General features: G+C 70.3%; 24 protein-coding genes, 3 tRNA genes and 1 other annotated feature. Of the genes, 15 read left to right on the top strand and 12 right to left on the bottom strand.

Going from position 1 to position 24572, the window contains the following annotated elements; genetic code table 11:
* Window positions 1-35: 35 nt before the first annotated feature.
* The gene (locus ACTMMA_RS09975) at window positions 36-1565 is read right to left on the bottom strand and encodes a helix-turn-helix domain-containing protein (protein WP_441189974.1); all 1530 of its coding nucleotides are present in this window, start codon (window positions 1563-1565) and stop codon (window positions 36-38) included.
* A gap of 180 nt (window positions 1566-1745) precedes the next feature.
* Between ACTMMA_RS09975 and ACTMMA_RS09970 the strand changes: the two genes are divergently transcribed.
* The 5 genes from ACTMMA_RS09970 to ACTMMA_RS09950 are packed head-to-tail and all read left to right on the top strand — an operon-like array spanning window position 1746 to window position 5374.
* Complete coding sequence (locus ACTMMA_RS09970) at window positions 1746-2393, top strand: DUF3000 domain-containing protein (RefSeq protein ID WP_441189973.1); 648 nt, start codon at window positions 1746-1748, stop codon at window positions 2391-2393.
* Between the two features lies 1 nt (window position 2394).
* Window positions 2395-3726, top strand: a complete 1332-nt coding sequence (locus tag ACTMMA_RS09965) for a ribonuclease D (RefSeq protein ID WP_441189972.1) — start codon at window positions 2395-2397, stop codon at window positions 3724-3726.
* 47 nt (window positions 3727-3773) lie between these two features.
* Complete coding sequence (gene hemE / locus ACTMMA_RS09960) at window positions 3774-4826, top strand: uroporphyrinogen decarboxylase (RefSeq protein WP_441189971.1); 1053 nt, start codon at window positions 3774-3776, stop codon at window positions 4824-4826.
* Window positions 4827-4871: 45 nt separating this feature from the next.
* Complete coding sequence (locus ACTMMA_RS09955) at window positions 4872-5024, top strand: hypothetical protein (RefSeq protein ID WP_441189970.1); 153 nt, start codon at window positions 4872-4874, stop codon at window positions 5022-5024.
* A complete protein-coding gene (locus ACTMMA_RS09950) occupies window positions 5003-5374 on the top strand; it encodes a GDSL-type esterase/lipase family protein (protein ID WP_441190089.1) in 372 nt (123 codons plus the stop codon). Before ACTMMA_RS09955 ends, ACTMMA_RS09950 begins: the two co-directional genes overlap by 22 nt.
* A gap of 24 nt (window positions 5375-5398) precedes the next feature.
* On the opposite strand, the gene nadE is transcribed toward ACTMMA_RS09950, so the two are convergent.
* Both nadE and ACTMMA_RS09940 read right to left on the bottom strand, forming a co-directional pair.
* A complete protein-coding gene (gene nadE, locus ACTMMA_RS09945) occupies window positions 5399-6244 on the bottom strand; it encodes an NAD(+) synthase (RefSeq protein ID WP_441189969.1) in 846 nt (281 codons plus the stop codon).
* Window positions 6201-7214, bottom strand: coding sequence for a DUF4349 domain-containing protein (locus ACTMMA_RS09940; protein ID WP_441189967.1), 1014 nt, complete (start codon window positions 7212-7214; stop codon window positions 6201-6203). The genes nadE and ACTMMA_RS09940 overlap by 44 nt, the downstream gene beginning before the upstream one ends.
* A gap of 129 nt (window positions 7215-7343) precedes the next feature.
* On the opposite strand from ACTMMA_RS09940, the gene hemG reads away from it, so the two are divergent.
* Complete coding sequence (gene hemG, locus ACTMMA_RS09935; protein WP_441189966.1) at window positions 7344-8777, top strand: protoporphyrinogen oxidase; 1434 nt, start codon at window positions 7344-7346, stop codon at window positions 8775-8777.
* A gap of 11 nt (window positions 8778-8788) precedes the next feature.
* Complete coding sequence (gene hemQ, locus ACTMMA_RS09930) at window positions 8789-9496, top strand: hydrogen peroxide-dependent heme synthase (RefSeq protein ID WP_441189965.1); 708 nt, start codon at window positions 8789-8791, stop codon at window positions 9494-9496.
* Between the two features lie 127 nt (window positions 9497-9623).
* Here the strand turns inward: hemQ and ACTMMA_RS09925 are convergent, their stop codons facing one another.
* The 3 genes from ACTMMA_RS09925 to ACTMMA_RS09915 all read right to left on the bottom strand — a co-directional run bounded on the left by ACTMMA_RS09925 (window position 9624) and on the right by ACTMMA_RS09915 (window position 11364).
* Window positions 9624-9974 (bottom strand): hypothetical protein, encoded by a 351-nt coding sequence (locus ACTMMA_RS09925; protein WP_441189964.1) that lies wholly within the window; start codon window positions 9972-9974, stop codon window positions 9624-9626.
* A gap of 113 nt (window positions 9975-10087) precedes the next feature.
* Window positions 10088-10546, bottom strand: coding sequence for a peptide-methionine (R)-S-oxide reductase MsrB (gene msrB, locus ACTMMA_RS09920; protein WP_441189963.1), 459 nt, complete (start codon window positions 10544-10546; stop codon window positions 10088-10090).
* Window positions 10547-10638: 92 nt separating this feature from the next.
* Window positions 10639-11364: a hypothetical protein gene (locus ACTMMA_RS09915; RefSeq protein WP_441189962.1), complete on the bottom strand. Its 726-nt coding sequence runs from the start codon at window positions 11362-11364 to the stop codon at window positions 10639-10641.
* 67 nt (window positions 11365-11431) lie between these two features.
* On the opposite strand from ACTMMA_RS09915, the gene ligD reads away from it, so the two are divergent.
* Complete coding sequence (gene ligD, locus ACTMMA_RS09910; RefSeq protein ID WP_441189961.1) at window positions 11432-12520, top strand: non-homologous end-joining DNA ligase; 1089 nt, start codon at window positions 11432-11434, stop codon at window positions 12518-12520.
* 12 nt (window positions 12521-12532) lie between these two features.
* Here the strand turns inward: ligD and ACTMMA_RS09905 are convergent, their stop codons facing one another.
* From ACTMMA_RS09905 to ACTMMA_RS09895, 3 genes are read right to left on the bottom strand one after another with little or no spacing between them, the layout of a single operon-like run.
* Window positions 12533-13729, bottom strand: coding sequence for an alpha/beta hydrolase family protein (locus ACTMMA_RS09905; protein ID WP_441189960.1), 1197 nt, complete (start codon window positions 13727-13729; stop codon window positions 12533-12535).
* Complete coding sequence (locus tag ACTMMA_RS09900) at window positions 13726-14811, bottom strand: ATP-dependent DNA ligase (RefSeq protein WP_441189959.1); 1086 nt, start codon at window positions 14809-14811, stop codon at window positions 13726-13728. Before ACTMMA_RS09900 ends, ACTMMA_RS09905 begins: the two co-directional genes overlap by 4 nt.
* A gap of 46 nt (window positions 14812-14857) precedes the next feature.
* A complete protein-coding gene (locus ACTMMA_RS09895; RefSeq protein ID WP_441189958.1) occupies window positions 14858-15505 on the bottom strand; it encodes a dihydrofolate reductase family protein in 648 nt (215 codons plus the stop codon).
* 63 nt (window positions 15506-15568) lie between these two features.
* Here ACTMMA_RS09895 and ACTMMA_RS09890 point away from each other — a divergent pair, with 63 nt between their 5' ends.
* Complete coding sequence (locus tag ACTMMA_RS09890; protein ID WP_441189957.1) at window positions 15569-16567, top strand: PPK2 family polyphosphate kinase; 999 nt, start codon at window positions 15569-15571, stop codon at window positions 16565-16567.
* 51 nt (window positions 16568-16618) lie between these two features.
* On the opposite strand, the gene glgX is transcribed toward ACTMMA_RS09890, so the two are convergent.
* Window positions 16619-18751: a glycogen debranching protein GlgX gene (glgX, locus tag ACTMMA_RS09885; RefSeq protein WP_441190088.1), complete on the bottom strand. Its 2133-nt coding sequence runs from the start codon at window positions 18749-18751 to the stop codon at window positions 16619-16621.
* A 148-nt stretch (window positions 18752-18899) separates the two neighbouring features.
* Here glgX and ACTMMA_RS09880 point away from each other — a divergent pair, with 148 nt between their 5' ends.
* The 4 genes from ACTMMA_RS09880 to ACTMMA_RS09865 all read left to right on the top strand — a co-directional run bounded on the left by ACTMMA_RS09880 (window position 18900) and on the right by ACTMMA_RS09865 (window position 20301).
* Entirely contained in the window at window positions 18900-19952 is a 1053-nt protein-coding gene (locus ACTMMA_RS09880) for a YihY/virulence factor BrkB family protein (protein ID WP_441189956.1), read from the top strand.
* Window positions 19953-20033: 81 nt separating this feature from the next.
* A tRNA-Gly gene (locus ACTMMA_RS09875) sits at window positions 20034-20106 on the top strand.
* Window positions 20107-20134: 28 nt separating this feature from the next.
* Window positions 20135-20205: transfer RNA gene (locus ACTMMA_RS09870), tRNA-Cys, on the top strand.
* 21 nt (window positions 20206-20226) lie between these two features.
* Window positions 20227-20301: transfer RNA gene (locus ACTMMA_RS09865), tRNA-Val, on the top strand.
* 417 nt (window positions 20302-20718) lie between these two features.
* Here ACTMMA_RS09865 and ACTMMA_RS09860 read toward each other — a convergent pair.
* Together ACTMMA_RS09860 and ACTMMA_RS09855 are read right to left on the bottom strand one after the other, a co-directional pair.
* Complete coding sequence (locus ACTMMA_RS09860) at window positions 20719-21057, bottom strand: histone-like nucleoid-structuring protein Lsr2 (RefSeq protein WP_441189955.1); 339 nt, start codon at window positions 21055-21057, stop codon at window positions 20719-20721.
* A 181-nt stretch (window positions 21058-21238) separates the two neighbouring features.
* On the bottom strand, window positions 21239-21484 hold the full coding sequence (locus tag ACTMMA_RS09855; RefSeq protein WP_441189954.1) for a helix-turn-helix transcriptional regulator: 246 nt from the start codon (window positions 21482-21484) through the stop codon (window positions 21239-21241).
* A 488-nt stretch (window positions 21485-21972) separates the two neighbouring features.
* Between ACTMMA_RS09855 and ACTMMA_RS09850 the strand changes: the two genes are divergently transcribed.
* On the top strand, window positions 21973-22599 hold the full coding sequence (locus ACTMMA_RS09850; protein ID WP_441189953.1) for a hypothetical protein: 627 nt from the start codon (window positions 21973-21975) through the stop codon (window positions 22597-22599).
* 663 nt (window positions 22600-23262) lie between these two features.
* Window positions 23263-24545, top strand: a protein-coding gene (locus ACTMMA_RS09845) for an IS3 family transposase (RefSeq protein ID WP_441189664.1) whose coding sequence is annotated in 2 segments (ribosomal slippage) — window positions 23263-23536 and window positions 23536-24545 — 1284 coding nt in all. Because the reading frame shifts where the segments join, the coding sequence is not laid out codon by codon here.
* Window positions 23532-23666 (top strand) — a sequence feature (AL1L pseudoknot). Its footprint overlaps the gene before it by 135 nt.
* Window positions 24546-24572 lie beyond the last annotated feature (27 nt).

The following is a 24572-nucleotide window of genomic DNA, read 5'->3' as shown; positions in this document are numbered from 1 at the left end:
GTATGCGGTGCGCGCGCCGGTCCGCGTGGCGCGGCTCAGATGTCCCGGAAGGTCTGGATCTGCGCGCCGAGGGCGTTCAGACGCGTGGCCAGGTCCTCGTAGCCGCGGTTGATCACGTAGACGTTGCGCAGGACCGAGACGCCAGGCGCGGCGAGCATCGCGAGCAGGATGACCACGCCCGGGCGCAGCGCCGGCGGGCACATGATCTCGCCGGCGCGCCACTTGGTCGGGCCCTCGATCATCACCCGGTGCGGGTCCATGAGGTGGACCTTGGCGCCGAGGGTGGTCAGCTCGGTGAGGTAGATGGCGCGGTTCTCGTAGACCCAGTCGTGGATCAGCGTCGACCCCTGCGCGCACGCCGCGATAATCGCGAAGAAGGGCAGGTTGTCGATGTTGAGCCCGGGGAAGGGCAGCGGGTGGATCTTGTCCAGGGGCGCCTTGAGGGGGCCGGGACGGGTGGTGAGGTCCACGAGACGGGTGACGCCGTTGGCGCTGTGGTACTCCTCGGTGAGGTCGCACTGGAAGCCCATGGTCTCCAGCACGGCGAGCTCGATCTCCATGAACTCGATCGGCACCCGCTTGATGGTGATCTCGCTGCCGGTGACCACGGCGGCGGCCAGCAGGCTCATCGCCTCGATGGGGTCCTCGGAGGGGGAGTACTCGATGTCCTGGTCGATCTCCTCGACGCCGGTGACGGTCAGCGTCGTGGTCCCCAGTCCCTCGATCTTGACGCCCAGCTGCTGCAGGAAGACGCACAGATCCTGGACCATGTAGTTGGACGAGGCGTTGCGGATGACCGTGGTGCCGGGGTGGCGGGCGGCGGCGAGCAGGACGTTCTCGGTGACGGTGTCGCCGCGCTCGGTCAGGACGATCGGGCGGGTGGGGTGCTTGGACCTGTCGACCGTGGCGTGATAGCTGCCGGTCGTGGCGGTGACGTCGAGACCGAAGTGGCGCAGCGCGATCATGTGGGGCTCGACGGTCCGGGTCCCCAGGTCGCAGCCGCCGGCGTAGGGCAGCTCGAAGGTGTCGAACTGGTGCATGAGCGGGCCCAGGAACATGATGATCGTGCGGGTCCGGCGGGCGGCGGCCTCGTCGATGGCGGCCAGGTCGATGCGCTCGGGCGGGGTGATCTCCAGGTCCGAGGAGTCGGGGACCCAGCGGATCTTGTAGCCGATGCTGGTGAGCACCTCGGTGATCCGGTTGACCTCCTCGATGCGGGCCAGGTTGCGCAGGGTGGTGCGGCCCTTGTTGAGCAGCGCGGCGCACAGGAGCGCGACCGCGGCGTTCTTGGAGGTGCGGACGTCGATCTCGCCGGAGAGCTTGACGCCGCCGTTGATGCGGAGGTTCTGCGGGACCCCGGAGGAGACCTGCACGATCTCGGAGTCCAGCTTCTCGCCGATCCGGGCGATCATCTCCAGGGACAGGTTCTGCTTGCCCTGCTCGATGCGGGCCACCGCGCTCTGGCTGGTGCCGAGGAGCTCGGCCAGCTCGGCCTGGGTGAGGTCCTTGTGGCGCCGTGCGTCGCGGATGAGCCCGCCGATCCTGGAGAGGTAGCTCTCAGTCATGCTCGCCACTGTAGATCACATATATGAGATACGCCTGAGAGCGAGCCGCCGCCGCCCCCCACCCCGACCAGGAGCGGCGTGTGGTTGCCCCCACCCCGACCGGGCGAGGCGGGTGGTGACTCGAGGTCGGGCGTGGCGATCCCTGCGAGCGGGGCGACGGCCACCTACATTGGAACGGTGGTGAGCCGCATCTCAGGATCGCGCTCGCGGCCCAGGTCCGGGTCCGTGGGCGGCTCCGCGCTGCCCGAGCAGACCTTCTTCGGCCGATCGGTCGCCGGGCTGCTGGAGGTGCAGACCCGCCCCGAGCTGGTGCTGGAGGAGGTGCCGGCGCCCACGCGCCTGGCGCCCCACGCCGTCGCGCTCTCCGGCGAGGTCATCCCGTCCCGCCTCGAGGACGACGAGGAGAGCGCCGCCACCGGCCGCTTCGTCCTGCTGCACGACCCCTCCGGCCCCGAGCCCTGGGAGGGCACGTGGCGGATCGTCAGCTATGCCAAGGCCCAGATGGAGCCCGAGGTCGGCCATGACCCGCTGGCCGGGCAGGCGGGCTGGTCCTGGCTGACGGATGCGCTCGACGCCGCGGACCTGGCCTGGACCGCCCCGGCCGGCACCGTCACCTGCGTCACCTCCGAGAGCTTCGGCGCGCTCGTGGACCGCGAGCCCAGCGTCGAGCTGGAGATCCGGGCCTCCTGGACCCCCGACCTGACGCCGGGCCGGGAAGCCGTCGAGCTGCAGGCCCACCTGGGTGCCTGGGGAGACCTGCTGTGCACTCTCGCCGGTCTGCCCCCGCTGCCCGAGGGAGTCGTCGCGCTGTCCGGGCTGCGGCGCTGACGTGGCGCGCGGCGGCAACCGGGGTCGGACGACGGAGACGGACAGCACCCCCGGCGAGGACCAGAGCGACCGGACGCAGGCACACCCGGGCACGGACCCGGCCGACGACTTCGAGCTCCTCGACCGTCCCCACGAAGGCGTCCCGGACGTCGTCGACACCCCGCAGGCCCTGGCCGAGTGCGTGGCGGCGCTGCGCGCGGGCACGGGACCGATCGCGGTCGACGCCGAGCGTGCCTCGGGCTTCCGCTACGGGCAGCGGGCCTACCTGATCCAGCTGCGCCGCGCGGGCTCGGGCACCTGGTTGGTCGACCCGATTCCGCTGGAGGACCTCTCCAGCCTGGCCGAGGTCCTCGACGGCCCCGAGTGGGTGCTGCACGCGGCGACCCAGGACCTGCCCTGCCTCACCGAGATCGGCCTGCGACCCCGCGCCCTCTTCGACACCGAGCTCGGCTCCCGGCTCGCAGGCCTCCATCGGGTGGGCCTGTCCGCGGCGATGGAGTACTACCTGGGCGTGACGCTGTCCAAGGAGCACTCTGCGGTCGACTGGTCCACCCGTCCGCTCCCCGAGCCGTGGCTGCGTTATGCGGCGCTGGACGTCGAGCTGCTCGTCGAGCTGCGCGACCGGATGGAGCGCGACCTCGCCGAGCAGGGCAAGCTCGCCTGGGCCCGGGAGGAGTTCGAGGCGCTGTGCACCTTCACCGGTCCCCGCAAGGGCCGCGACCTGGAGCCCTGGCGGCGCACCTCGGGGGCGAGCCGGGTGCGCAAGCCGCGCAACTTGGCGGCGCTGCGCGAGCTGTGGCAGACCCGGGACGACATCGCCCGCGAGCGTGACGTCGCCAGCGCCAAGGTGCTGCCGGACAGCTCGCTGATCGACCTGGCCACCCGGATGCCCCGGACGGCCTCGGCGCTGCCCGCCGCCACCCCGGACCGTTCCCGTTCCCGGCAGCGTCGGGCAGAGCAGGGACTGGTCCGGCACCAGCGTGCGTGGTTGGAGGCGATCCGGCGGGCCGGCGAGATGCCCGAGGACGAGCTGCCCTCGCCCCCGCCGCGCAGCACGGCGCCCCCGCCGGCCCGGTCCTGGGCCGACCGGGACCCCGAGGCTGCGGCCCGGTTGCTCGTGGCCAAGGACTCCCTGGCCGAGCTGTCCGAGCAGCTGGACATTCCGGTGGAGAACATCCTCACCCCCGAGAGCGTCCGACAGGTGCTGTGGCGTCCGCCGTCGCCGGTGACCGAGGAGACCCTCGAGGCCGCACTGGTCGAGCTAGAGGCCCGGCCCTGGCAGCGCGACCTCGTCGTGCCGATCCTGCTCCACGTGCTCTCGCTGCACCCCTGACCGCGACCGCGGCAGGACCACGGGACGGATCGTGCGAGACTCGACCGGTGACCGACCCCCTCCCCAGCCCCGCCACCAGCCCCCTCGTCCGCGCCGGCCTCCAGCAGGAGGTGCCGCATACCCCCGTGTGGTTCATGCGCCAGGCCGGCCGGTCGCTGCCGGAGTACCGCAAGGTCCGCGAGGGCATCCCCATGCTCGAGTCCTGCCGCACCCCGGAGCTGGTCACCGAGATCACCCTCCAGCCGGTGCGCCGGCACGGGGTGGACGCGGCGATCTTCTTCTCCGACATCGTGGTGCCGCTCATGGCGGTCGGTCTCGACCTGGAGATCGTCGCCGGCGTCGGCCCCGTCATCGCCGAGCCGATCCGCACCCGCGCCGACCTCGACCGGCTGCCCGAGCTGACGCCGGACATGGTCCCCGACATCACCGAGTCGGTCCGCCTCCTCGTCGCCGAGCTGGGGCCGACGCCGCTCATCGGGTTCGCCGGCGCCCCGTTCACGCTTGCCTCATATCTGGTCGAGGGCGGCCCCTCCAAGAACCACGAGCGCACCAAGGCCCTCATGCACGGCGACCCCGAGCTGTGGCACGCCCTGTGCGCGCGCCTCGCGCAGATCTCGGGCGTCTTCCTCTCCGTGCAGGCCGAGGCCGGCGCCAGCGCGGTGCAGCTCTTCGACTCCTGGGCCGGCTTCCTCTCCCGCGCGGACTACCTGGAGCATGTGGAGCCGCACAGCCGCGCGGTCCTGTCCACCTTCGCCGGCGCGCACCCGGGCGTCCCGCGGATCCACTTCGGGGTCGGCACGGGGGAGCTGCTCCCGGCGATGGCCGAGGCCGGGACCGAGGTCATCGGGGTCGACTACCGCGTCAGCCTCACCGACGCGCTCGAGCGCACGGGCGGCCGGTATGCGGTGCAGGGCAACCTCGACCCCGCTCTCCTCTTCGCGCCCTGGGAGGCGCTGGAGCGTCGCGTGCGGGAGATCGTCGAGGAGGGGCGACGGGCGCCGGGGCACATCTTCAACCTGGGGCACGGCGTGCTGCCCTCGACCGACCCCGAGGTCCTCACCCGGGTGGTCGAGCTGGTCCATCGCCTCTCGGCCCGCTGATCCGGAGTCCTGTCGCTGCCGGTGCGTAAGGTCTAGCGTTCCGTCATGGACACGCGCACCCGTGCCGCCTGGACGGCCATCTCCTCCTCGACCCTGCTGCTGTCGGCGGCCGCGGTCGCCCTCCCGGTCCAGGCGGCTCCGCCGCCCCCGGCGATCTACGACGCCCTCGGCGACTCCTGGACGCGTCCTACACCCTGATCTCCACCGCAGCCCCCGACGCCCACGTGGTCGTCACCGGCTACCCGCGGTTCTTCACCGCGGGCTACGGCGACTACGTGGTCGCACCGAACATGGCCATCACCGCTGCCGAGCAGCAGCTGATCAACGCCGCCGCCGATCTGCTCAACAGCACCACGGCACAGGTGGCCGCATCCCACGGCTTCCAGTTCGTGGACGTGACCGGGCGCTTCGCCGACCACGGCGTCAACGCGGCGGACCCGTGGATCTCCGACCTGTCCGGCGCGGCCCCCTTCCACCCGACGGCGGACGGCTACCACGCCTACGCCGCGGCCCTGACATCTTCGATCAGCCCGCGGTCCCTACGGTAGGCAGCGCGCGGGGGCGCACGCCCCTCAGCGGTCCTGCAGGAAGCCGTCGGGGGTGACGGGCAGGGCCCGCTTGTGGCCGGTCCGGCGATACCACCCGACGATCGTGGCCTCGTCCTCCGCGGAGACCTCCTTGCCCTCGAGGTAGTCGTCGACGACCTCGTAGCGCACGCCGAGCGCCACCTCGTCGGCAATGAGGGGCTTGTCGTTCTCCAGGTCGGCGGTCGGGACCTTCTCGACGAGGTGCTCCGGCGCGCCCAGGTGCCGGGCGATCTCCCGGACCCGCCGCTTCGGCAGGCCGAACAGCGGCGTCAGGTCGGCCGCGCCGTCACCGAACTTGGTGAAGAAGCCGACGACGGCCTCGGCCGCCTGGTCGGTGCCGATGACGAGCATGCCGCGCGCCCCCGCGATGGCGAACTGGCTCACCATCCGCTGGCGGGCCTTGACGTTGCCGCGGTGGTAGTCGCCGCGCGGGTCCTCCCGGTCCAGGCCGGCCGCCAGCAGCGCCTCCCACTGCGCGTCCACGGCCGGGCCGATGTCCACGGTCCAGACCTCGTCGGCGGCGATGAAACGCAGCGCGTCCTGGGCGTCGTGCTCGTCCTTCTGCACGTGATAGGGCAGGCGCACCGCGATGAAGGTCGCCTCGCCGCCGCGCTCCCGCACCCGCTCGCAGGCCAGCTGGGCCAGCCGGCCGCCCGTCGTCGAGTCCACCCCTCCGCTGATCCCCAGGACGAAGCCTTTGGTCCCGGTCTTTTCCAGGTATGCGGCAAGGAAGTCGATCCGTCGCTCCGCCTCCGCGGAGGCGTCGAAGGTCTGCGGGTCGACCACCTCAAGCGCGGTCCGGATCTCCTGCTGCAGCTGCGTGTCGGTCACGTCGCGATGCTAGCCGCCGGCGCCGCCAGAGCAGGAGCGGGACCAGCACGAGCGCGCCGAGCACGAGGAAGGGCAGCAGCGCGCCGGCCGCGGTGAGCACCACGGTCAGCGAGGACTGGAAGGCCTCCCAGCCCTGCCGCATACCCGCCAGGAAGCCGGTGTCCGGGGTCGTCTCCTCCAGCGTCTGGCCGTCCTCGGCCAGGTGCAGGGTGATCGTGGAGCGCGAGACGTCCTCGGAGAGGACCTTCATGCGTGCCTTGAGGGCGTCCAGCTCCATCTCGCGGTCCGCCAGCTCCCGCTCGAGACTGGCGATGGCGTTGACGTCGTCGGCCTCGGCGACCAGGTCGCGCAGGCGGTCGACGCTGGCCTGCAGCGTCTGCACGCGGGCCTCGACGTCGCGGTACTCCACCGTGACGTCCTCGGCCGAGCTGCTGCTGCTCGACACCTCGCCCAGCTCGGACAGCGTCGTCATGACCGTGTCGAGGTCGGCCGAGGGGACCCGCAGGACGAGGGTGGCCCAGCCGGGGCGACGTTCGGTGCCGGAGGTGACCTCCTCCGATGCGACCCAGCCCTTCGCGGCGGTGGCGGTGGCGCGCGCCTTGCTCACGGCCGCGCCCACGTCCTCGACGACGACGTCCATGCGGGCGTTGCGGACCATCATGGGGGCTCCATCGTCGCCGGCGGAGTCGGGATCGGTGGCGACCGTGCCGGCCCCTTGGACGGCCCCGGCGTCGGACGCCGAATCGTCGCCCGCCGCGTCGGCGGCGCCTTCCTCCGCCGCAGCACCCGCGGCCGAGCCGCGGTCCTGGGCCGCAGGAGCCTGGGGCCCGTCGACGGCGCGGGGAGCGTGGTCGGTGGAGCTCGTGGCCGAGCAGGCGGTCAAGGTCAGCAGCCCCAGCAGCAGGAGCAGGGGCAGGAGCAGGAGGCGTCCTCGGGCCGGTCCTCGTGGCGCGTCGGTGTGTGCAGACATCGTTCTTTCCCCTCTGGTGATGGTCGTCCGGGCCGTGCGTGGTGCTGCCGGTGCGACCTCGCCCGCGCGGAGGAGGTTCCGCAACCCCGGGTCACGATCACGTCACGATCGGGTGAGACGCTGAGGCCCATGTCGACCGCGACCTCCCACCGCACCTCCTATCTCGTCCTGGGCGCCGGCATCAGCGGTCTGGCCGCGGCCGACGAGATCGGCCGGCTCGACCCCGACGCCCAGGTCACCGTGCTCGAGGGCAGCGACCGGGTCGGCGGCAAGATCCGGGGGGCGCAGCTGTGCGGCCGCCCCCTCGACGTCGGGGCCGAGGCCTTCCTCGTGCGCCGCCCCGAGGCGGTCGACCTCCTGGACCGTGCGGGGCTGGAGGACGACCTCGTCCACCCTACGGCGGCCGCCGCCCAGATCTGGAGCAGGGACCAGATCCACCCGCTCCCACGCCGGACGCTCATGGGTGTGCCTGCCGACGTCGACGCGTTGCTCGGCCTGCTGACCGAGGATGAGGTCGCCAGGGCCCGCGCCGAGACCACCCGGAGGCTGGAGGAGCAGGACACCTCCGTGGCGAAGCTCGTGGGGGACAGGCTCGGCCCGGCCGTCGTCGAGCGCCTGGTCGAGCCGCTCCTCGGCGGCGTCTACGCAGGCCATGCCGACCTTCTCTCGGCCCGGGCCAGCCTGCCGCACCTCGTGGAGGTCGCACGGCAGGGAGGGTCCCTGCGTGAGGCCGTCGCCCGCATGATGCCTGCGTCGAACGACGGCACCCAGGCCCGGTCGGCCTCGCCCGTCTTCGGCACCGTCGCGGGCGGCCTCCACCGACTGCCCGCCGAGCTGGCGGCCGCGCTCACGCAGCGGGGCGTGACCATTCGCACCGGCACCCTCGTGCGCGAGCTGCGGCGCGACGACGAGGGGGGTTTCGAGGTGGTGACGGGACCTGCCCCCAGCCCCACCGCATACCGTTCCGACCGCGTCGTCATCGCACTGCCGCCCGCGCCGACCATGAGGCTCCTGCGCAGCACCGCGCCGGAGGCGGCGGACCTGCTGGGGACGGTCGAGACCGCCTCGATGGTCGTTGTGACCGTCGCCCTGCCGAGCGCGGAGCTGGGTGAGCTCACCGGCTCGGGGATCCTCGTGCCGCCGGTCGACGGGCGGACCATCAAGGCGGCCACCTTCAGCGCGAGCAAGTGGGACTGGGTGCGACAGGCCGGGCTCGGCGCGGGGCCGGACGGGCAGGACGTCACCTTCCTGCGGGCCTCGATCGGTCGGCACCGCGAGGAGGCCACGCTCCAGCGGGCCGACGGCGACCTGGTCGGGGCCGCGCTGCTCGACCTGGCCCAGGCCCTGCGACGGGACCTGCCCGGCACCCTGGACGCCCACGTCCAGCGCTGGGGAGGCGGCCTGCCGCAGTATGCGGTGGGTCACCTCGACCTGGTCGAACAGGTCCGCGCCTCGGTCGCCGAGGTGCCCGGGATGGCGGTCTGCGGGGCGACCTACGACGGCGTGGGCATCCCGGCCTGCATCGCCTCGGCCCGCTCGGCGGCCGCCCAGGTGACCCTGTGACAATGGCCGCCATGAGCGACTACACGCACCCCACCGACGAGCAGATCGAGCAGGTCAACGCCGCCATCCGCTACGCCGCCTATTCGGTCTTCCAGGCCGTGGCGCCGCTGCCCGAGGACCGCGCCGGCCTGGCCCGGGAGGTGCGCGACCTGTTCACCCAGCTCGAGGGGGAGGGGCTGGTCGTGCGGGGCGTCTACGACGTGGCCGGCTTCCGGGCCGACGCCGACGTGATGATCTGGTGGCACGCCGAGGACGTCGAGCTCATCCAGCGGGCCTACCAGCGCTTCCGGCAGACCGAGCTGGGACGGCACCTAGAGCCGGTGTGGAGCAATATCGGCCTGCACCGGCCGGCCGAGTTCAACCGCGGCCACGTCCCGGCCTTCCTCTCGGGGCACGAGCCCAAGAAGTTCCTGTGCGTCTATCCCTTCGTGCGCTCCTACGACTGGTATGTCCTCGACCCCGCCGAGCGCGGCCGTATGCTGCGCGAGCACGGCGAGGCCGCCCGCGACTACAAGGACGTGCTGGCCAACACCATCTCGGCCTTCGCCCTGGGTGACTACGAGTGGCTGCTGGCCTTCGAGGCCGACGAGGTGCACCGGATCGTCGACCTCATGCGGGAGCTGCGCGCCGTCGACGCGCGCCGGCACGTGCGTGAGGAGATCCCCTTCTTCACCGGTCCGATGGTCGCGCTGGAGGACCTCGTGACCCGTCTGCCCTGAGCCGTCCGGTCCCACCCGACGAGCACCCCGGGACACCGACCGTATTCGACCTCCCAGATTCGCGCCATGGCGAAAATCTGGGAGGTCGAAAACGAGAGGTCGAGGACGGGAGGTCGAAAGCGGGAGATCAGCTCTTGTTGATCGTGTGGATGTGGGTGGTGTCGATGCCAGTCACGGGGTAGCCGCCGATCGTGCCGTGCACGAACTGGTCGCGGCTGATGATGGTGCGGCCCTCCTCGCGGACCCTGGAGGCCTTGCCCTGAGGCTCGGTCCACACGTCGACCTCCAGGGTGTCGATCTCGTCCCAGCCCGCACGGATGCTGGCGGTGCCGACCGCGGTCACACCCTTGGCCTGCACCGTCACCGAGCCGGTCTCCCAGCGCAGCTTCTGCTCACCCATCGCGGTCGTCTCCGCCGCGCCCGCGGTGGTGAACGCGATGGACGAGGCGGCGGTGGCGATGGCAATCGCGCTGGTCATCGAGATCATGGTGTGCTTCCCCTTGGTCGTCTGTGTGGGCCTCCGGCCCCGGGCGTGGTGCCCGGTCGCATCCACAGACGAGCGTCCCGACGATCAGGTTGGTGTGACCGGGGTCACATTTCCTGGGGAGTGGGCTCCAGGGTCATGGCGATGGAGTTCATGCAGTAGCGCAGGTCCGTGGGGGTGCCATAGCCCTCACCCTCGAAGACGTGCCCCAGGTGCGAGCCGCAGGAGGCGCAGCGCACCTCGGTGCGGGTCCGGCCCAGCGAGTCGTCCTGGAGATACTGCACACGGTCCTCGGCGAGCGGGGCGTAGAAGCTCGGCCACCCGCAGTGGGACTCGAACTTGGTCTCGCTGCGGAACAGCTCGGCCCCGCAGGCGCGACAGCTGTAGACGCCCTCGGTCGTGGTGGACGTGTACTCACCGACGAACGGGCGCTCGGTGCCGGCCTCGCGGAGCACGTGATACTCCGCAGGCGAGAGCTGCTCACGCCACTGGTCCTCGGTCTTCGCCTTCGGGTATGCGGTCTCACCGCGCTGTGCGTCGGTCGCCGGAGTGCTGTGGTTGGCCATGCACAGGACAACGTCAGAGCCCCGAGGATGTTCCCGAGCGTCGCTCGGTCCGTCCTCGGGGCCCTGACCGCCTCGTGGCTAGCTCGTCCCGGTCACGGGGTGCGCCAGGTCTGCATGTTGCGGAAGGTGCCCACGGAGCCCTGGTTGCCGTCGAGGCTGGATCCGCCGAGGGTCCCGGAGACGGTGGCCTGGAAGGTCGTGGTCCGGGCCCGGACGGTGTAGGACTCGCCGGTGTTCTTGTCGCGGAAGCTCTCGGTGTAGGTGGAGGTGACCGACTTGCCGTAGGGAGGCAGTGAGGCGTCCAGGGCGAGGGTGCCGTGCTCGATGACAGATTCCTCGCCGGTCTCCGGGTCGTAGACCCACTCGCCGACCCAGAGGTCGCCGGCCAGGTTGGTGGCCTTGGTCTTGCCCGAGGACTTCGAGACGGTCACCGCGCCGTCGAGCATGAGGTCGCCGACGTAGGTGCAGCCCTCACCCTCCATCGGCGTGGCGCCGTCGGCGCACTCGAAGGCGGTGGACCAGCCCATGGCCTGGCTGTCCATCACCTGCAGGTCGCCCATGAGGTAGTTGCCGGGGATGGTGTCGGAGGTCTCGGGGCCGCTGATGTCGAGATGGGCGAAGGAGCCGGAGTTCTTGACCTTGCCTTGCTCGGCGGCGTTGGCGGGGAGGAAGGCACCCAGCAGGAGCGGGGTGGTGGCGAGGACGGAGACGAAGGTGCGGGTGGAGCGACGCGTGGTGGTACCCCTGTCGAACCGGGGGCCGGAGGCCCCGGGTGGCTCCCGAGCCGGACGGCTCGTGATGCACCTAGGACGCGGCACGGAGCACTGACGTTGTCTCCCCTGAACAGTGATCTGGATCACTTTTCCGGGATGGTTGGATGAAGGCATGGCAGACGCCCTCATGCTCGAGTCCACCGGTCCCGACGGAGAGCCCCGCACGGTCCGGCTGAGCAGCCCCGACAAGGTGGTCTGGCCGGGGGTCGGGGACGACGCCCGGGGTGAGGCGATCACCAAGGCTGACCTGGCCGCATACCTGAAGGCCGTCGCCGGACCCATGCTGCGCGGACTGGCCGACCGCCCCGTGACCCTGCAGCGGGTCCGCGGCGGGATCGAGGGGGAGGAGTTCTACTCCAAGAATCCGCCCAAGGGCGTGCCGGAGTGGTCCCGCACGACGATGTGCACCTATCCCTCCGGCCGCAGCCACCCGCAGCTGGTCGTCGACGACGAGGCGACGCTGCTGTGGACCGCCCAGATGGGCACCGTCACCTGGCACCCGTGGCCGGTGCGCTCCGCCGACAACGACCACCCCGACGAGGTGCGGATCGACCTGGACCCGCAGCCCGGGCGGGACTTCGCGGACGTGGTCGAGGCGGCGCGAGGGCTGCGTGAGGTGATGCAGGAGGCGGGGCTGCGGCCCTACGTGAAGACGACCGGCAGCCGGGGCGTGCACGTCTTCGCCGCCATCGAGCCCCGGTTGGAGTTCCTCGAGGTGCGGCACGCGGTGATCGGGCTGGCGCGTGAGCTGGAGCGGCGGATGCCGGAGCTGGTGACCACGGCGTGGTGGAAGGAGGAGCGCGGCGAGCGGGTCTTCGTCGACTTCAACCAGGCCACCCGCGACCGGACGCTGGCCGCGGCGTGGAGCCCCCGGATCCTGCCCGGCGCCCCGGTGTCGGTGCCGATGACGTGGGAGCAGCTGGGGGAGTGGGGGCCGGCCGACCTGACCGTGCACACCGTCCCGGAGTGGCTCGCGGAGCACGGCGACGCCTGGGCCGACCTGCACGAGGACCCCGGCACGATCGACGGCGCCTACGCCCTGTGGGAGGCGCAGGTGGCGGACGGGCTGGGCGAGCTCAACTTCCCGCCGGACCATCCCAAGATGCCCGGCGAGCCCCCGCGCGTGCAGCCCAGCAAGAAGGTCGCCGAGCACTGGGACGAGGACGGTCGCCGCGTGGAGGGCGCCCCCAAGCAGCGCTGATCTGCGCCAGCCTCACCGCAGGAAGCTGGTGACCAGGTCCTCCCAGAGGGGCGTGTTGGTGTTCCACTCGGCGCAGTGCAGGGCCTGTGGCCACACGAAGGTGTGCACCAGGCCGGGGCGTCGACGCGCCAGGTCCTGGGAGGGGCCGAAGGGCACGGTCTCGTCGGTGGCCGAGTGGATGATGAAGATCCGGTGGCTCACCTCGTCGGCACGGTCCACCCAGTTGGTCGCGGCGACGTCGACCGGCTCGGCGACCCGGAGCAGGTGACGGGAGACCTTGCTGCGCATCAGGCCACGAGCCAGGTGGTCGATCGGACGTGGGATGAAGTGCAGGTCGGCCTGGTGGGCCAGCACCGAGCCCCAGTCGATGACCGGGCCGTTGAGCACCACCCGGTGGACCCGGTGGGCGACGTCGGAGCGGTTGAGGGCCTGGAGCACGATCGCCCCGCCCATCGACCAGCCCATGATGACCACGCGGCGCGCGCCGTGATCGAGGGCGTAGCGCATCGCGGCGTCGATGTCGTGCCACTCCGACAGACCCAGGCTGTAGCGACCGTCGGCGCTGGGCGGAGCGCCGATGTCGTTGCGGTACATGGGAACCAGAGCCGTGTAGCCGAGCCTGTGGATCACCGGAAGGGCGCGTAGGCACTCCTCGCGCATCGCGCTGCGGCCGTGCACGAGGATCGCCCAGTCCCCTTTGTCGGCGCCCGGCGCACCGGGGACCTGCCACGCTGGCAGCTCGCCGACATCCGAGGTGATCAGCACGTTTTCGTAGTCCAGATCCAGCGCGGATCCCGGTGTGCCGCAGTAGAAGTACTTGTTCCATCGGGCGGGGCCGGGGCCGATCTCGCCCTGGTCCACGCCCAGGATGGGGCGGGTCACGGTGGCCTTGCGACCCTGGGCCGGCTGTCCCTCTGCCGCGGGCAGGACGTCGCCGAGGCGGGCGTGCCCGGCGCCCTTGTCCAGCCAGAGGCCGTAGCGGCCCTTCGCGGTCGTCAGGGCGCTGGCCCGCAGCGTGACGGTGCCCGCGGCCTCGTCGACCGACACGACGGTGACGTCGTCCTTCTTCTCGTGCTCCGGGGTGATGATGCGGTGGGCGAAGTAGGTTGCCGTCCCCATCGACACCGCACCGCCCAGCGCGGCGCCACCGGCCGCGCCCGCGGCCACCAGTGCCGCGGTCCGCGCTGACGATGTCCCTTCGGTCTTCATCTCTTCACCCCCAGGACGTCGCCCAGATCGTGGTCGGCCGGCTGCTCCAGCTGCTCGTAGGTGCAGCTCTCCGGCTCCCGGTCGGGACGCCACCGGACGAACTGCGCTGTGTGCCGGAAGCGCTGACCCTCCAGCCAGTCGTAACGTACCTCGACCACGCGCTCGGGGCGCAGCGGAACGAAGGACAGGTCCTTGCCCGCGTTCCACCGCGAGCCTTCACCCTTGCGCGGGGTCCGCTCGCCCTCGAGCTGCTTGGCCCAGGCCCACGGGTGGTCCTCGAAGTCGGTTACCAGCGGCTGCAGCTCCTCGAGCAGCTCCCGTCGGCGGGCCATCGTGAACGAGGCTGCCACCCCGACGCTCTGCAGCGCACCGCTGTCGTCGTAGAGGCCCAGCAGCAGCGAGCCGAGGGCGTCGTCACCGCTCTTGTGGAGCCGGTAGCCGGCCACCACGCAGTCTGCGGTCCGCTCGTGCTTGAGCTTGGTCATCACCCGCTTGCCCGGCTGGTAGACCGCCTCGGGATCCTTGGCGATGAGCCCGTCCAGGCCGGCACCCTCGAAGTCCTCGAACCAGCGCATCGCCACCTCCGGATCGTCGGTGAGGGGCGTGAGATGCACCGAGGCACTGATCGCCTTCGGGGCCAGGTCCGCCATGGCCTCCTCGAGGCGCGCCCGACGGGAGGAGAACGGCATACCGGTCAGGTCTTCGTCGCCGAGGGCGAGCAGGTCGAAGGCGACGAAAGCCGCGGGAGTCTTCCCGGCGAGCAGGGTGATGCGCGACTCGGCGGGGTGGATGCGCTGCTGCAGGGCCTCGAAGTCCAGGCGGCTCCCGTCCTCGGACGCGACGACGATCTCGCCGTCGACGACGCAGCGGGCAGGGAGCGCCTCCTTGAGCGCCTCGACCAGCTCGGGGAAGTAGCGGGTGAGCGGGCGCTCGTTACGGCTGCCCAGCTCGACCTCGTCACCGTCGCGGAAGACGATCGACCGGAACCCGTCCCACTTGGGGTCGAAGAGCCACCCTTCGGGCAGCTTCTTGGCCGGTTTGGCCAGCATCGGCGACACCGGCGGCATGACGGGCAGCTCCATGGAGCAACTCAACCACAGGGCGCGCCCGGCGCTGTTGAGGCGGGGGTCAGCGGAGGCGGGTGCGCACGAGAATGTCGCCGCCCCAGGTGAGGAGGTGGGTCGGTGTCCCCGTGAGGTCGCCGAGCCGCGTGCCCCGGGGGACGAGCAGCGTCCGGTCGCCGCCGGCCAGCACGGGGCGCACCGTCACGCACAGCTCGTCCACCAGGCCTGCCTCGAGCCAGCCGGCGAACAGGTGCGGACCGCCCTCGACCACGATCCGCCGCCAGCCGCGCTGCCGCACCGCGGCCAGCACCTGCTCGGGAGAGACCTCGTGCCCGTGGCCGCCGACCATCAGCACCTCACCCGACCCGGGCTCCGCCTCCAGCGCGGTATGCGGCAGCTCGCCCGAGGAGGTCACGACCACCATCGGGGTTCCTGGCAGGGGACCGTAACCCTCCTCCCGGACCGTGCCGGCCCCGACGACCACCACGTCGGCCCAGGCGCGCACATGGTCGAAGACGGCGTGATCCCCCTCCGAGCCCTCGTTGAGGGAGCCGCTGACGCCGTCCGGCCCGGTGGCCCTCCCGTCCAGGGTGGTGATGAAGCTGCCCCGCACCCAGGTGCCGTCCGCGCGGTCGCTTGGCACCGCATACCAGTCGGAGAGCTCGTCGGGGGAGAGGGGACCGGTCGCGGTCCGGGCGGTGAGGGTCGGCATGCGACCCATCATGACCCAGCGGGACGGGCTGCGACAGTGGCGATGACGTGCCACGATGTGCGGATGGGCAAGAAGGACAAGGACAGCAAGAAGAGCGGCAAGGGCAAGAAGGGCAAGGACGCCAAGGACCCCAAGGACAAGGCGCTGAAGAAGGCCGCCAAGAAGCTCAAGGGCGACCAGGCGGTGGCCGAGGCGGTCGTGCAGTCGACCGTGGAGCTGGCCGACGGGGCGAGCTCCTTCACCGAGGCGCTGAAGGTGACCGAGGGCTTCGTGCTGGCCGACGTCGACCCGCGCTCGACGCCTGCCTACGCCGGCGACAAGGCCAGCGCCGAGGCTGACCTGGCCGCCGCGGACGAGGAGCTGGACGAGCTCCAGGAGCGGCTCTACGCGATGAGCCGCGAGGGGGGCACCAAGAAGGTGCTGCTCGTGATCCAGGGCATGGACACCTCCGGCAAGGGCGGCATCATGCGCCACGTCGTCGGCTCGGTCGACCCGCAGGGCGTGGAGATCACCGCTTTCAAGGCGCCGACGGCCGAGGAGAAGAAGCACCCCTTCCTGTGGCGGATCCGCAAGGCCCTTCCCGGTCCCGGGATGATCGGCGTCTTCGACCGCAGCCACTACGAGGACGTCCTCGTCGTCCGGGTCCACGACCTCGTGCCACGGGCCCAGTGGCAGCGCCGCTACGCCACGATCAACACCTTCGAGCAGGGCCTGGTCGACGACGACACCACGATCATCAAGGTGATGCTGCACATCTCCGCCGACGAGCAGAAGGATCGCCTCGCCGAGCGTCTCGAGCGTCCGGACAAGCACTGGAAGTACAACCCCCGCGACCTCGACGAGCGCGAGCACTGGGACGACTACCAGGAGGCCTACCAGGTGCTCCTCGAGCGGTGCAGCCCCGAGCACGCGCCGTGGTTCGTGGTGCCGGCCGACCGCAAGTGGTACGCCCGGCTCGCCGTCCAGCAGCTCCTGCTGGAGCACCTGCGCACCCTCGACCTGACCTGGCCGGAGGCCGACTTCGACGTCGAGGCGGAGAAGGCCAGGCTCGCCGAGCTCTGAGCCCGCTCGAGGGCAGGCCCGGTCGGCCACCCTAGGCCTGCCCGGCCCGTCTCAGGCCTGCAGCAGCCCCGGCTGCGGCGTGGCTTGGAGCACGATCACGGTCCGCCCGGGGACCTCGTGGGTCGACCCCGTGGCCCAGGGGGCCCCCGGCTCGGCCAGCGACCCGGTGGTGTCGACCACGGCCGTCCAGGAGGTGGCGTCGATGCCGTCGGGGATGGTGAACGGCACCGGCTCGTGGTGGCCGTTGAAGAGCAGCAGGAAGTGGTCGTCCTGCAGGATGCGGCCCATCTCGTCGCGGTCGGGGATGGCTTCGCCGTTGAGGAAGACGGTGAAGGCCTGGTCGGGGCGGTCCCAGTCGTCCTCGGACTCCATGACAGCGCCGTCCTCGTTGTACCAGACGATGTCGCCCAGGTCGCTCTGCCCGCCGTGGTCGGCGTCGCCGGCGAAGAAGCGGCGGCGACGGAAGACCGGGTGCTCGCGGCGCAGCTTGATGACGCGGCTGGTGAAGTCGAGCAGCTCGAGCTGCTCGGGGACCAGGTCCCAGTCCATCCAGGCCAGCTCGTTGTCCTGGCAGTAGACGTTGTTGTTGCCGTGCTGGGTGCGGCCCATCTCGTCGCCGTGGGCGATCATCGGCACCCCCTGGCTGAGCAGGAGGGTGGCCAGGAAGTTCTTCTGCTGGCGCAGTCGCAGCGCGTTGATCTCGGGGTCGTCGGTGGGGCCCTCGGTGCCGTGGTTGTAGGAGCGGTTGTGGGACTCGCCGTCGCGGCCGCCCTCGCCGTTGGCCTCGTTGTGCTTGGAGTTGTAGGACACCAGGTCCCGCAGGGTGAAGCCGTCGTGGGCGGTGACGAAGTTGATCGAGGCGATGGGGCGCCGGCCGCTGTGCTCGTAGAGGTCCGAGGACCCGGTCAGACGGCTGCCGAACTCGGCCATGGTGGACGGGGCGCCGCGCCAGAAGTCGCGCACGGTGTCGCGGTACTTGCCGTTCCACTCGGTCCACAGGGGCGGGAAGTTGCCGACCTGGTAGCCGCCGTCGCCCAGGTCCCAGGGCTCGGCGATCAGCTTGACCTGGGAGATGACCGGGTCCTGCTGGACGATGTCGAAGAAGGCCGAGAGCTTGTCGACCTCGTGGAACTGGCGGGCCAGCGTCGCGGCGAGGTCGAAGCGGAAGCCGTCCACGTGCATGTCGGTGACCCAGTAGCGCAGCGAGTCCATGATCAGCTGCAGCACGTGGGGGTTGCGCATCAGCAGGCTGTTGCCGGTGCCGGTGGTGTCGTAGTAGTGGGCCTTGTCGAAGTCGACGAGGCGGTAGTAGCTGGCGTTGTCGATGCCGCGGAAGGACAGCGTCGGGCCCATGTGGTTGCCCTCGGCGGTGTGGTTGTAGACGACGTCGAGGATGACCTCGATGTCGGCCTCGTGGAGGGTCTTGACCATCGACTTGAACTCGGTGACCTGCTGCCCCCGGTGCCCGTAGGCGGAGTAGCCGTTGTGGGGGGCCAGGAAGCCGATGGTGTTGTAGCCCCAGTAGTTGCTCAGGCCCTTGTCCTGCAGGTGGGGGTCGTCGACGAACTGGTGGACCGGCAGCAGCTCGATGGCGGTGACGCCGAGCTTGGTGAGGTGGTCCACCACGGCCGGGTGGGCGACGCCGGCGTAGGTGCCGCGGATCTCCGGGGGCACCTCGGGGTGGTTCATGGTCAGGCCGCGGACGTGCGCCTCGTAGATCACCGAGTCGGCATAGGCGTGGCGCGGCGGCCGGTCGTAGCCCCAGTCGAAGAAGGGGTTCACGACGACCGAGAGCATGGTGTGGCCGGAGGAGTCGTCCTCGTTGTATGAGGTCGGGTCACCGAAGTCGTAGCCGAACAGACCCTGGTGGTTGCGGATCTGACCGCTGACGGCCTTCGCGTAGGGGTCCAGCAGCAGCTTGTTGGAGTTGAAGCGGTGGCCGTTGGCCGGGTCGTGCGGGCCCTCGACCCGGTAGCCGTAGCGCTGCCCGGGCTGGCAGTTGGGGATGTAGCAGTGCCAGACGTGCGCGTCGACCTCGAGCATCGGGATGCGGACCTCGCGGCCGCGTTCGCCGATGAGGCAGAGCGTGACCGAGGTTGCGTGCTCGGAGAAGAGCGCGAAGTTGACGCCGCGTCCGTCGAAGGTTGCTCCGAGGGGGTAGGCGCGGCCGGGCCAGACGTCCATACTCAACTTTCCGGTGGGGGACAGGGCAGGGGCCACCACGTTGTCGCCAGTCATTCATTGTTGCCGATGCGGCGGCTCCGGCGCGAGATGACCGTCTCGTGGGCCTGTCGGGGAGGTCCGGCGGGGCCTCGGCGTTACCGTGGCTGACGTGGCGCAGCGTGAGACCGTGAGACGACGGCTCCGGCGCGCCCTGGCCCCGGTCCCCGGGGCCGTCCCTTTCGTACGCCTGGTCGTGGAGACGGTCCTGGTCGCCTTCCGCTACCGCGCCACCGGGCTGGCCGCCGAGGCAGCCTTCTTCACCCTGCTGTCCCTGCCACCCCTGCTGCTGGGCCTGGTCGCCGGGGCGGGTTTCGCGGCCGAGTGGCTCGGCCCCGCCACCCTGCTGCGGATGAGCGCCGCCCTGGAGACCTGGTCGCTGCGCTTCCTGACCCCGGAGACGGTAGACCAGGTCATCATGCCGACCTTCCACGAGACCCTGACCGCGGGCCGGGCCGACATCCTGTCCGTCGGCTTCCTCATCTCCCTGTGGTCCGGGTCGAGGGCCCTGCACGTCTTCCTCGACACCATCTCGATCATGTATGGCCAAGGTGGGGACCGCGGACCGTTGCACGCGCGCATCCTCAGCCTCACCGCATACCTGGCGAGCGTGGTCGTGATGGGGCTGACGCTTCCCCTGCTGCTGATCGGCCCCGGCTATCTGCACCGGTGGCTGCCCGACCGTCTCGACCCGCTCGTGGAGGTCTACTGGCCCCTGGTGGCCCTCCTGGGACTGGTGAGCCTGACCGGCCTCTACCACTTCGCCACGCCTGCGCGCTCGCCCTTCTTCCGGGACCTGCCCGGGGCCCTGCTCGCGATCGTCTTCTGGGTGGCCTCCTCGGCGATCATCCGCTGGTGGGCGGGGGCGGCGGCCGGTGGCACCTCCGTCTTCGGGCCGCTGACAGTGCCGATCATCCTCATGGTCTGGCTCTACTTCATCGCCTTCGCGGTCCTGATCGGGGCCGCTCTTAACGCCGCGATCCGCCGGCTGTGGCCGCCGCCGGAGTACCGCGGCCCCCGCGCGCGGGCCAGCGACTGGTGGGAGGAGATGCAGGCCTCCCGGGAGGCGCGGCGGGAGCGGAAGCTGGCGCGCAAGCGGCCACAGACCGACGACGAGGAGGCCGAGGAGCTGGCCTCGATGGACGGCATACCGGGACCCCGCTGACACGCGGCGAGACCCGGATTTGGACTGCGCCGATCCGTCGGCTAATGTTTTCTCTCGCGCCACCGGAGACGGGAAGCGCACGCGGACGTAGCTCAGTTGGTAGAGCGCAACCTTGCCAAGGTTGAGGTCGCCGGTTCGAGGCCGGTCGTCCGCTCGGAGGCACATCCACCTTGATGCCTCACGGTGGCGTGGCCGAGAGGCGAGGCAACGGCCTGCAAAGCCGTCTACACGGGTTCAAATCCCGTCGCCACCTCGCACTGGAAACCTCCACAACGGGCGATTGGCGCAGTGGTAGCGCGCTTCCTTGACACGGAAGAGGTCACTGGTTCAAACCCAGTATCGCCCACCATTCTCAAAGGGCCTCTGAGCAGCGGAAACGCTGCGCAGAGGCCCTTCTCCTTTCTCTACCGTGCCAGATACGTGCCAGATGGATCTGTGGCTGGGCCGGGTGCCGCCGAACTCGATGTCTGTCCGCGACCCAGCCCAGCGGGGAGTTGAGCTTTTCATCCCGTCCCAGACATCCCGAGGCGTCCACAGGGGCTCCAGCACGCACTGCTACACCGATGGTGGGCGCATGCAGAAGGCCGAGTCCCGCCCAGGGACCACCGGCTGGCTCGCCGTTCGCTGTCGTGCATCCGGTCATGCCCCGGGCGCGCCGGCATCGCAGAATTTGATTCGCTGCCAGATCAGCCCTCGTGTGGTGCACTGTGTCCGAGCCGCGACAGCCCCGGGTGGCCGTGCCACCGGGGCTGTCATGAAGCCGGGGTCAGTTGGCCGCGTGGTACGCGTCCTGGACTTCCTGGGAGATTCGGCCGCGGCTCGACACCTTGTAGCCGTTCTCCCTGGCCCACTCGCGGATCTTGCGAAGCTGCTCGCGGTCGGTCGAGGCGTTGCCTTGGGCGCCCCCTGACTGGCGACGGCCACCGACACGTCGCGCGGCGTCGGTGTACTTCTGCATGCTGTTGGCGAACTCGTCCGCCTCCTGCTGCGAGAGGTCGATCTCGTACTGAGCGCCAAGAAAGCCGAACCTGACGGTCTGACCGTCGTCGCCGAGCTCCTGACCGGTGAGATCTGAGACGAGGATGGTGTGTACCTGCTGCGCCACTATGGCTCCTACGGGGTTGATGGATGATGGCCCAAGATCCTATGCGTAGGAACTGCGGTACGAACCGTCTTGCGCGATCCGGTTCCGGTGGCCGGGTCACCTGCCGAAAGCAGACAAGTCGCGCAGGAGGTGCGTGCCGTGGATCGCTTGCCAGGAGGCGGAGGGATCCCGGCTCATGCACTCACGGGTGGGTTATGTGGAAACGCGGCTCGCTCCGTACTGCCGGAACGCGGATCATGAGTTGATCGACGTCCTCGGGATCGACACGGAGAATGCGAGGACCGTTGCGGTACGCGGGCAGTCGCCCTTCCGCGATACGTCGACGCAGCGTCCGAGCACTCAGGCCGGTGCGTTGTGCGGCCTGTGCGAGCGACTCGAACTGACGCCGGCCCGCAGATGGAGTGTCCGTGATTTGTACCTTACTCATGCCCCCGAAAGCGGTTGCTGACGCGTCAGGGTCTCACGGATCGCCGACGTCAGAGGTGACGTCCGTGCTGCAGGGCTCATCGGTTCGCCGATCGGGCCTTCGTCCCGGGTCTCATGGTCCTTCGCGTACAGGGGCGCTCTCAGACCGGGCACGACGGCCAGCGCGACGCCGGTGAAGTCGCCGTCAAGCACGGTGCGCCGACAGGGTCCGCAACCTTGGCGCTGACGGAGCCAAGTCTGCGTCGGTGTGGCATCAGCCCCTCCAGCCTTTGGTAAAGGTTTGGTAAGAACCCTCGGCAGCGGCGCAACCCAAGGTCTACTGTCAAGATCTGCTGGGGAGCTTGGGGGCGTACGGGGGCCCCGTCGTTATCCACAGGTTCCCGGCGACGCCCCTGGGGTGTCGTACCAGCAGTAGCGTCACGAGTGTTCGTCGGCGTGAGACCCAGAGCGTCATTGGGTCGCTTTGGTAGGTATGGAAGGACGAAGCTGATGGCTGGTATCCGACCCCTGCCGGTGCCTGTGGCGTTGGTCTGCGCTCTGATCCTCGGCGGGTGCAGCACACAGTCCCAGGAGAGCAGCACCCCGCCGCCCACCACCGCTGAACAGAGCCCTGTGACGACGGAGGCGCCGCCAGTCACGGAGGCGCCATCAGTCGATGACGCGCTGCAGACCACCGCGGCTGACGCTGGCCCCACCGCCGTCGAGCTCAATGACCAGGGCCAGCGGGATGCCGCTGAGGCCGTTGAGGAAGCGTGGGCGATGCTCGACATGGTGAGTCAGAACCCCGACCTCGATGTGGGTGAGCTGGCCAAGGTGGCGCGAGGACAGGCTGTCGCCCAGTGGGTGTCGAACGTTCAGTCTCGTCGGGAGCGAAACTCGGTTCAGTCAGGTGGCACGAAGGTGACTGTCACCGGGGTCGAGACGATTACTGAGGGGGAGCGGTACGAGGTGACCGCCTGCTTGGACTGGTCGGACGTGGAGTTTAACGATGTGACACCCGCCCGTGGCGAGCTCGGGGACCGCCAGCAGATCACCTACGTGGTCCGTCCTGACGCTGGAGGACCGCAGCTGTTTGTCACCGAAGACCCGTTGGAGTACGAGGCATGCGACGACTGACGGGGGGCCTGACGGGGGGAGTTTGGTTGGCTGTCCTTGCCCTGAGTGCCGCGCCGGTCCAGGCGGCGGTCATCGGTAGTGCCGGGGCGCTGCTGACCGATCCACCCGTTACGTGTGGGCCAGGCGAGGTGTACGACCCAATCGAGGGGGTCTGCATCATCATCATCAGGGGGCCGGGAGAGCCGGGGATCCCTGATCCCGTGGATCCGCCGGAGGATGGTGGCGGCGGGGGAGCGGTGCCGCCGGGGGAGATCACCTGCACCGAGACAATTATGGGCCAGGAAGTGCCCTGCGAACTGCCAGGAGGGTGGCACTGGGTACAGGGATGGAACGCCTACGCACGCCTGGCCGTGCCGCAGCCACCCCAGAGCGACCCGGTATGGGAGGGCAACACCGACGGCGCGATCTATGACCGCGGCATCTGGCTCGGAGACCCGTCTCTCGACCCCGGTTTCACGAACCAGATGTGGTCCGCAGGCCCGCCGTGGGAGGACGTACCAAACCCGTTGGCGTTGGCCTACGAGGCGATCGCGGCTATGGACCTCAAGGCGGTCGACATCGGCATCGTCCCGGAGGACCTACCAGGAAGGGTCGGGCTCCTTGGCCTACTGAAGCGCCCCAGGTTTGATGCCGCTTCCTTTCGAGTCCGGAAGGATGCATGTCATGCCGAAGAAGATCGATCCCGAGCTGAAGGCTCGGGCTGTGCGGTTGGTGCTGGAGCACCGCAACGAGTACCCGACGATGACCGCGGCCGTGCTGGCGGTCTCCCGGCAGGAAGGAGTGGGCAAGGAATCGTTGCGGCGGTGGGTCGCCCAGGCCGAGATCGATGCCGGCGACCGGCCAGGGACCACCACGGCCGAGCAGGCGGAGATCAAGAAGCTGAAGGCCGAGAACCGGCGGCTGCGTGAGGACGTGGCCATCCTGAAGGCGGCCACGAGTTTCTTCGTGGGGGAGCTCGACCCCCGGAACCGATGATCATGGCGTTCATCGACGCCCAGCGCGCCCAGGGGCACGCGGTCGAGTCGATCTGCCGGGTCCTGCGCGAGCAGGGCCTGCAGGTCGCCGCGCGCACCTACCGGGCCTGGAAGAACAACTCCCGCCAGCCCTCGGCCCGCACGCACACCGATGCTCTGGTGATGGACCTGGTGCGCGACCTGGCCTGGACCACCAACACCCGCACCGGCGCCCGTCAGCTAGCCCCGGAAGGGCTGTACGGGCGACGCAAGATGACCGCGCTGGTCCGCCGCAGCGGCCTGCCCGACGCCTCGGCCGGGGCGGTCGACCGGGCGATGCGCGCCCTGGGCCTGTCCGGCCTCCGCCGCGACAAGGGCATCCGGACCACGATCCCCACCAAGGACGGGCGGCGCGCTGGCGACCTGTTGGATCGCGACTTCACCGCCACCTGCCCGAACCAGACCTGGGTGATGGACTTCACCTACGTCCGGGCCTGGACCGGGTGGGTGTACGTCGCGTTCGTCCTGGACGTCTTCGCCCAGCGGATCGTGGCCTGGCACGCTGCCACGACCAAGGAGGTCGACCTGGTGATGACCCCGCTGCGGATGGCGATCTGGCAGCGTGACCACGACGGGCACCCCGTCGCACCCGGCCTGATCTGCCACGCGGACGCCGGGTCGCAGTACACCTCGCTGCGATTCACCGAGCACCTGGCCCTGGAAGGCCTGCGACCCTCCATCGGCTCGGTCGGTGATGCGTTCGACAACGCCTTGATGGAGAGCGCCATCGGCCTGTACAAGACCGAGTGCATCCGCACCACCGTCTTCTGCGACGGGCCCTACAAGACCATCGCGGACGTCGAGTACGCCACCGCTGCCTGGGTCGACTGGTACAACCAGCGACGCCTCCACGGCAGCCTTGGCATGATGTCCCCAGTGGAGTACGAGAACGCCCACTACGCGACCCTCAACCGAGAGCCGCAACCCGTATAGGAGCGGCACAGAACCTGGGGCGCTTCA

It is taken from the genome of Ornithinimicrobium panacihumi, from assembly GCF_052073805.1.
Taxonomy (GTDB): domain Bacteria; phylum Actinomycetota; class Actinomycetes; order Actinomycetales; family Dermatophilaceae; genus Ornithinicoccus; species Ornithinicoccus panacihumi.
The sequence above is the reverse complement of the archived record's forward strand: the minus strand, read 5'-3'. Positions and strand labels throughout refer to the sequence as shown.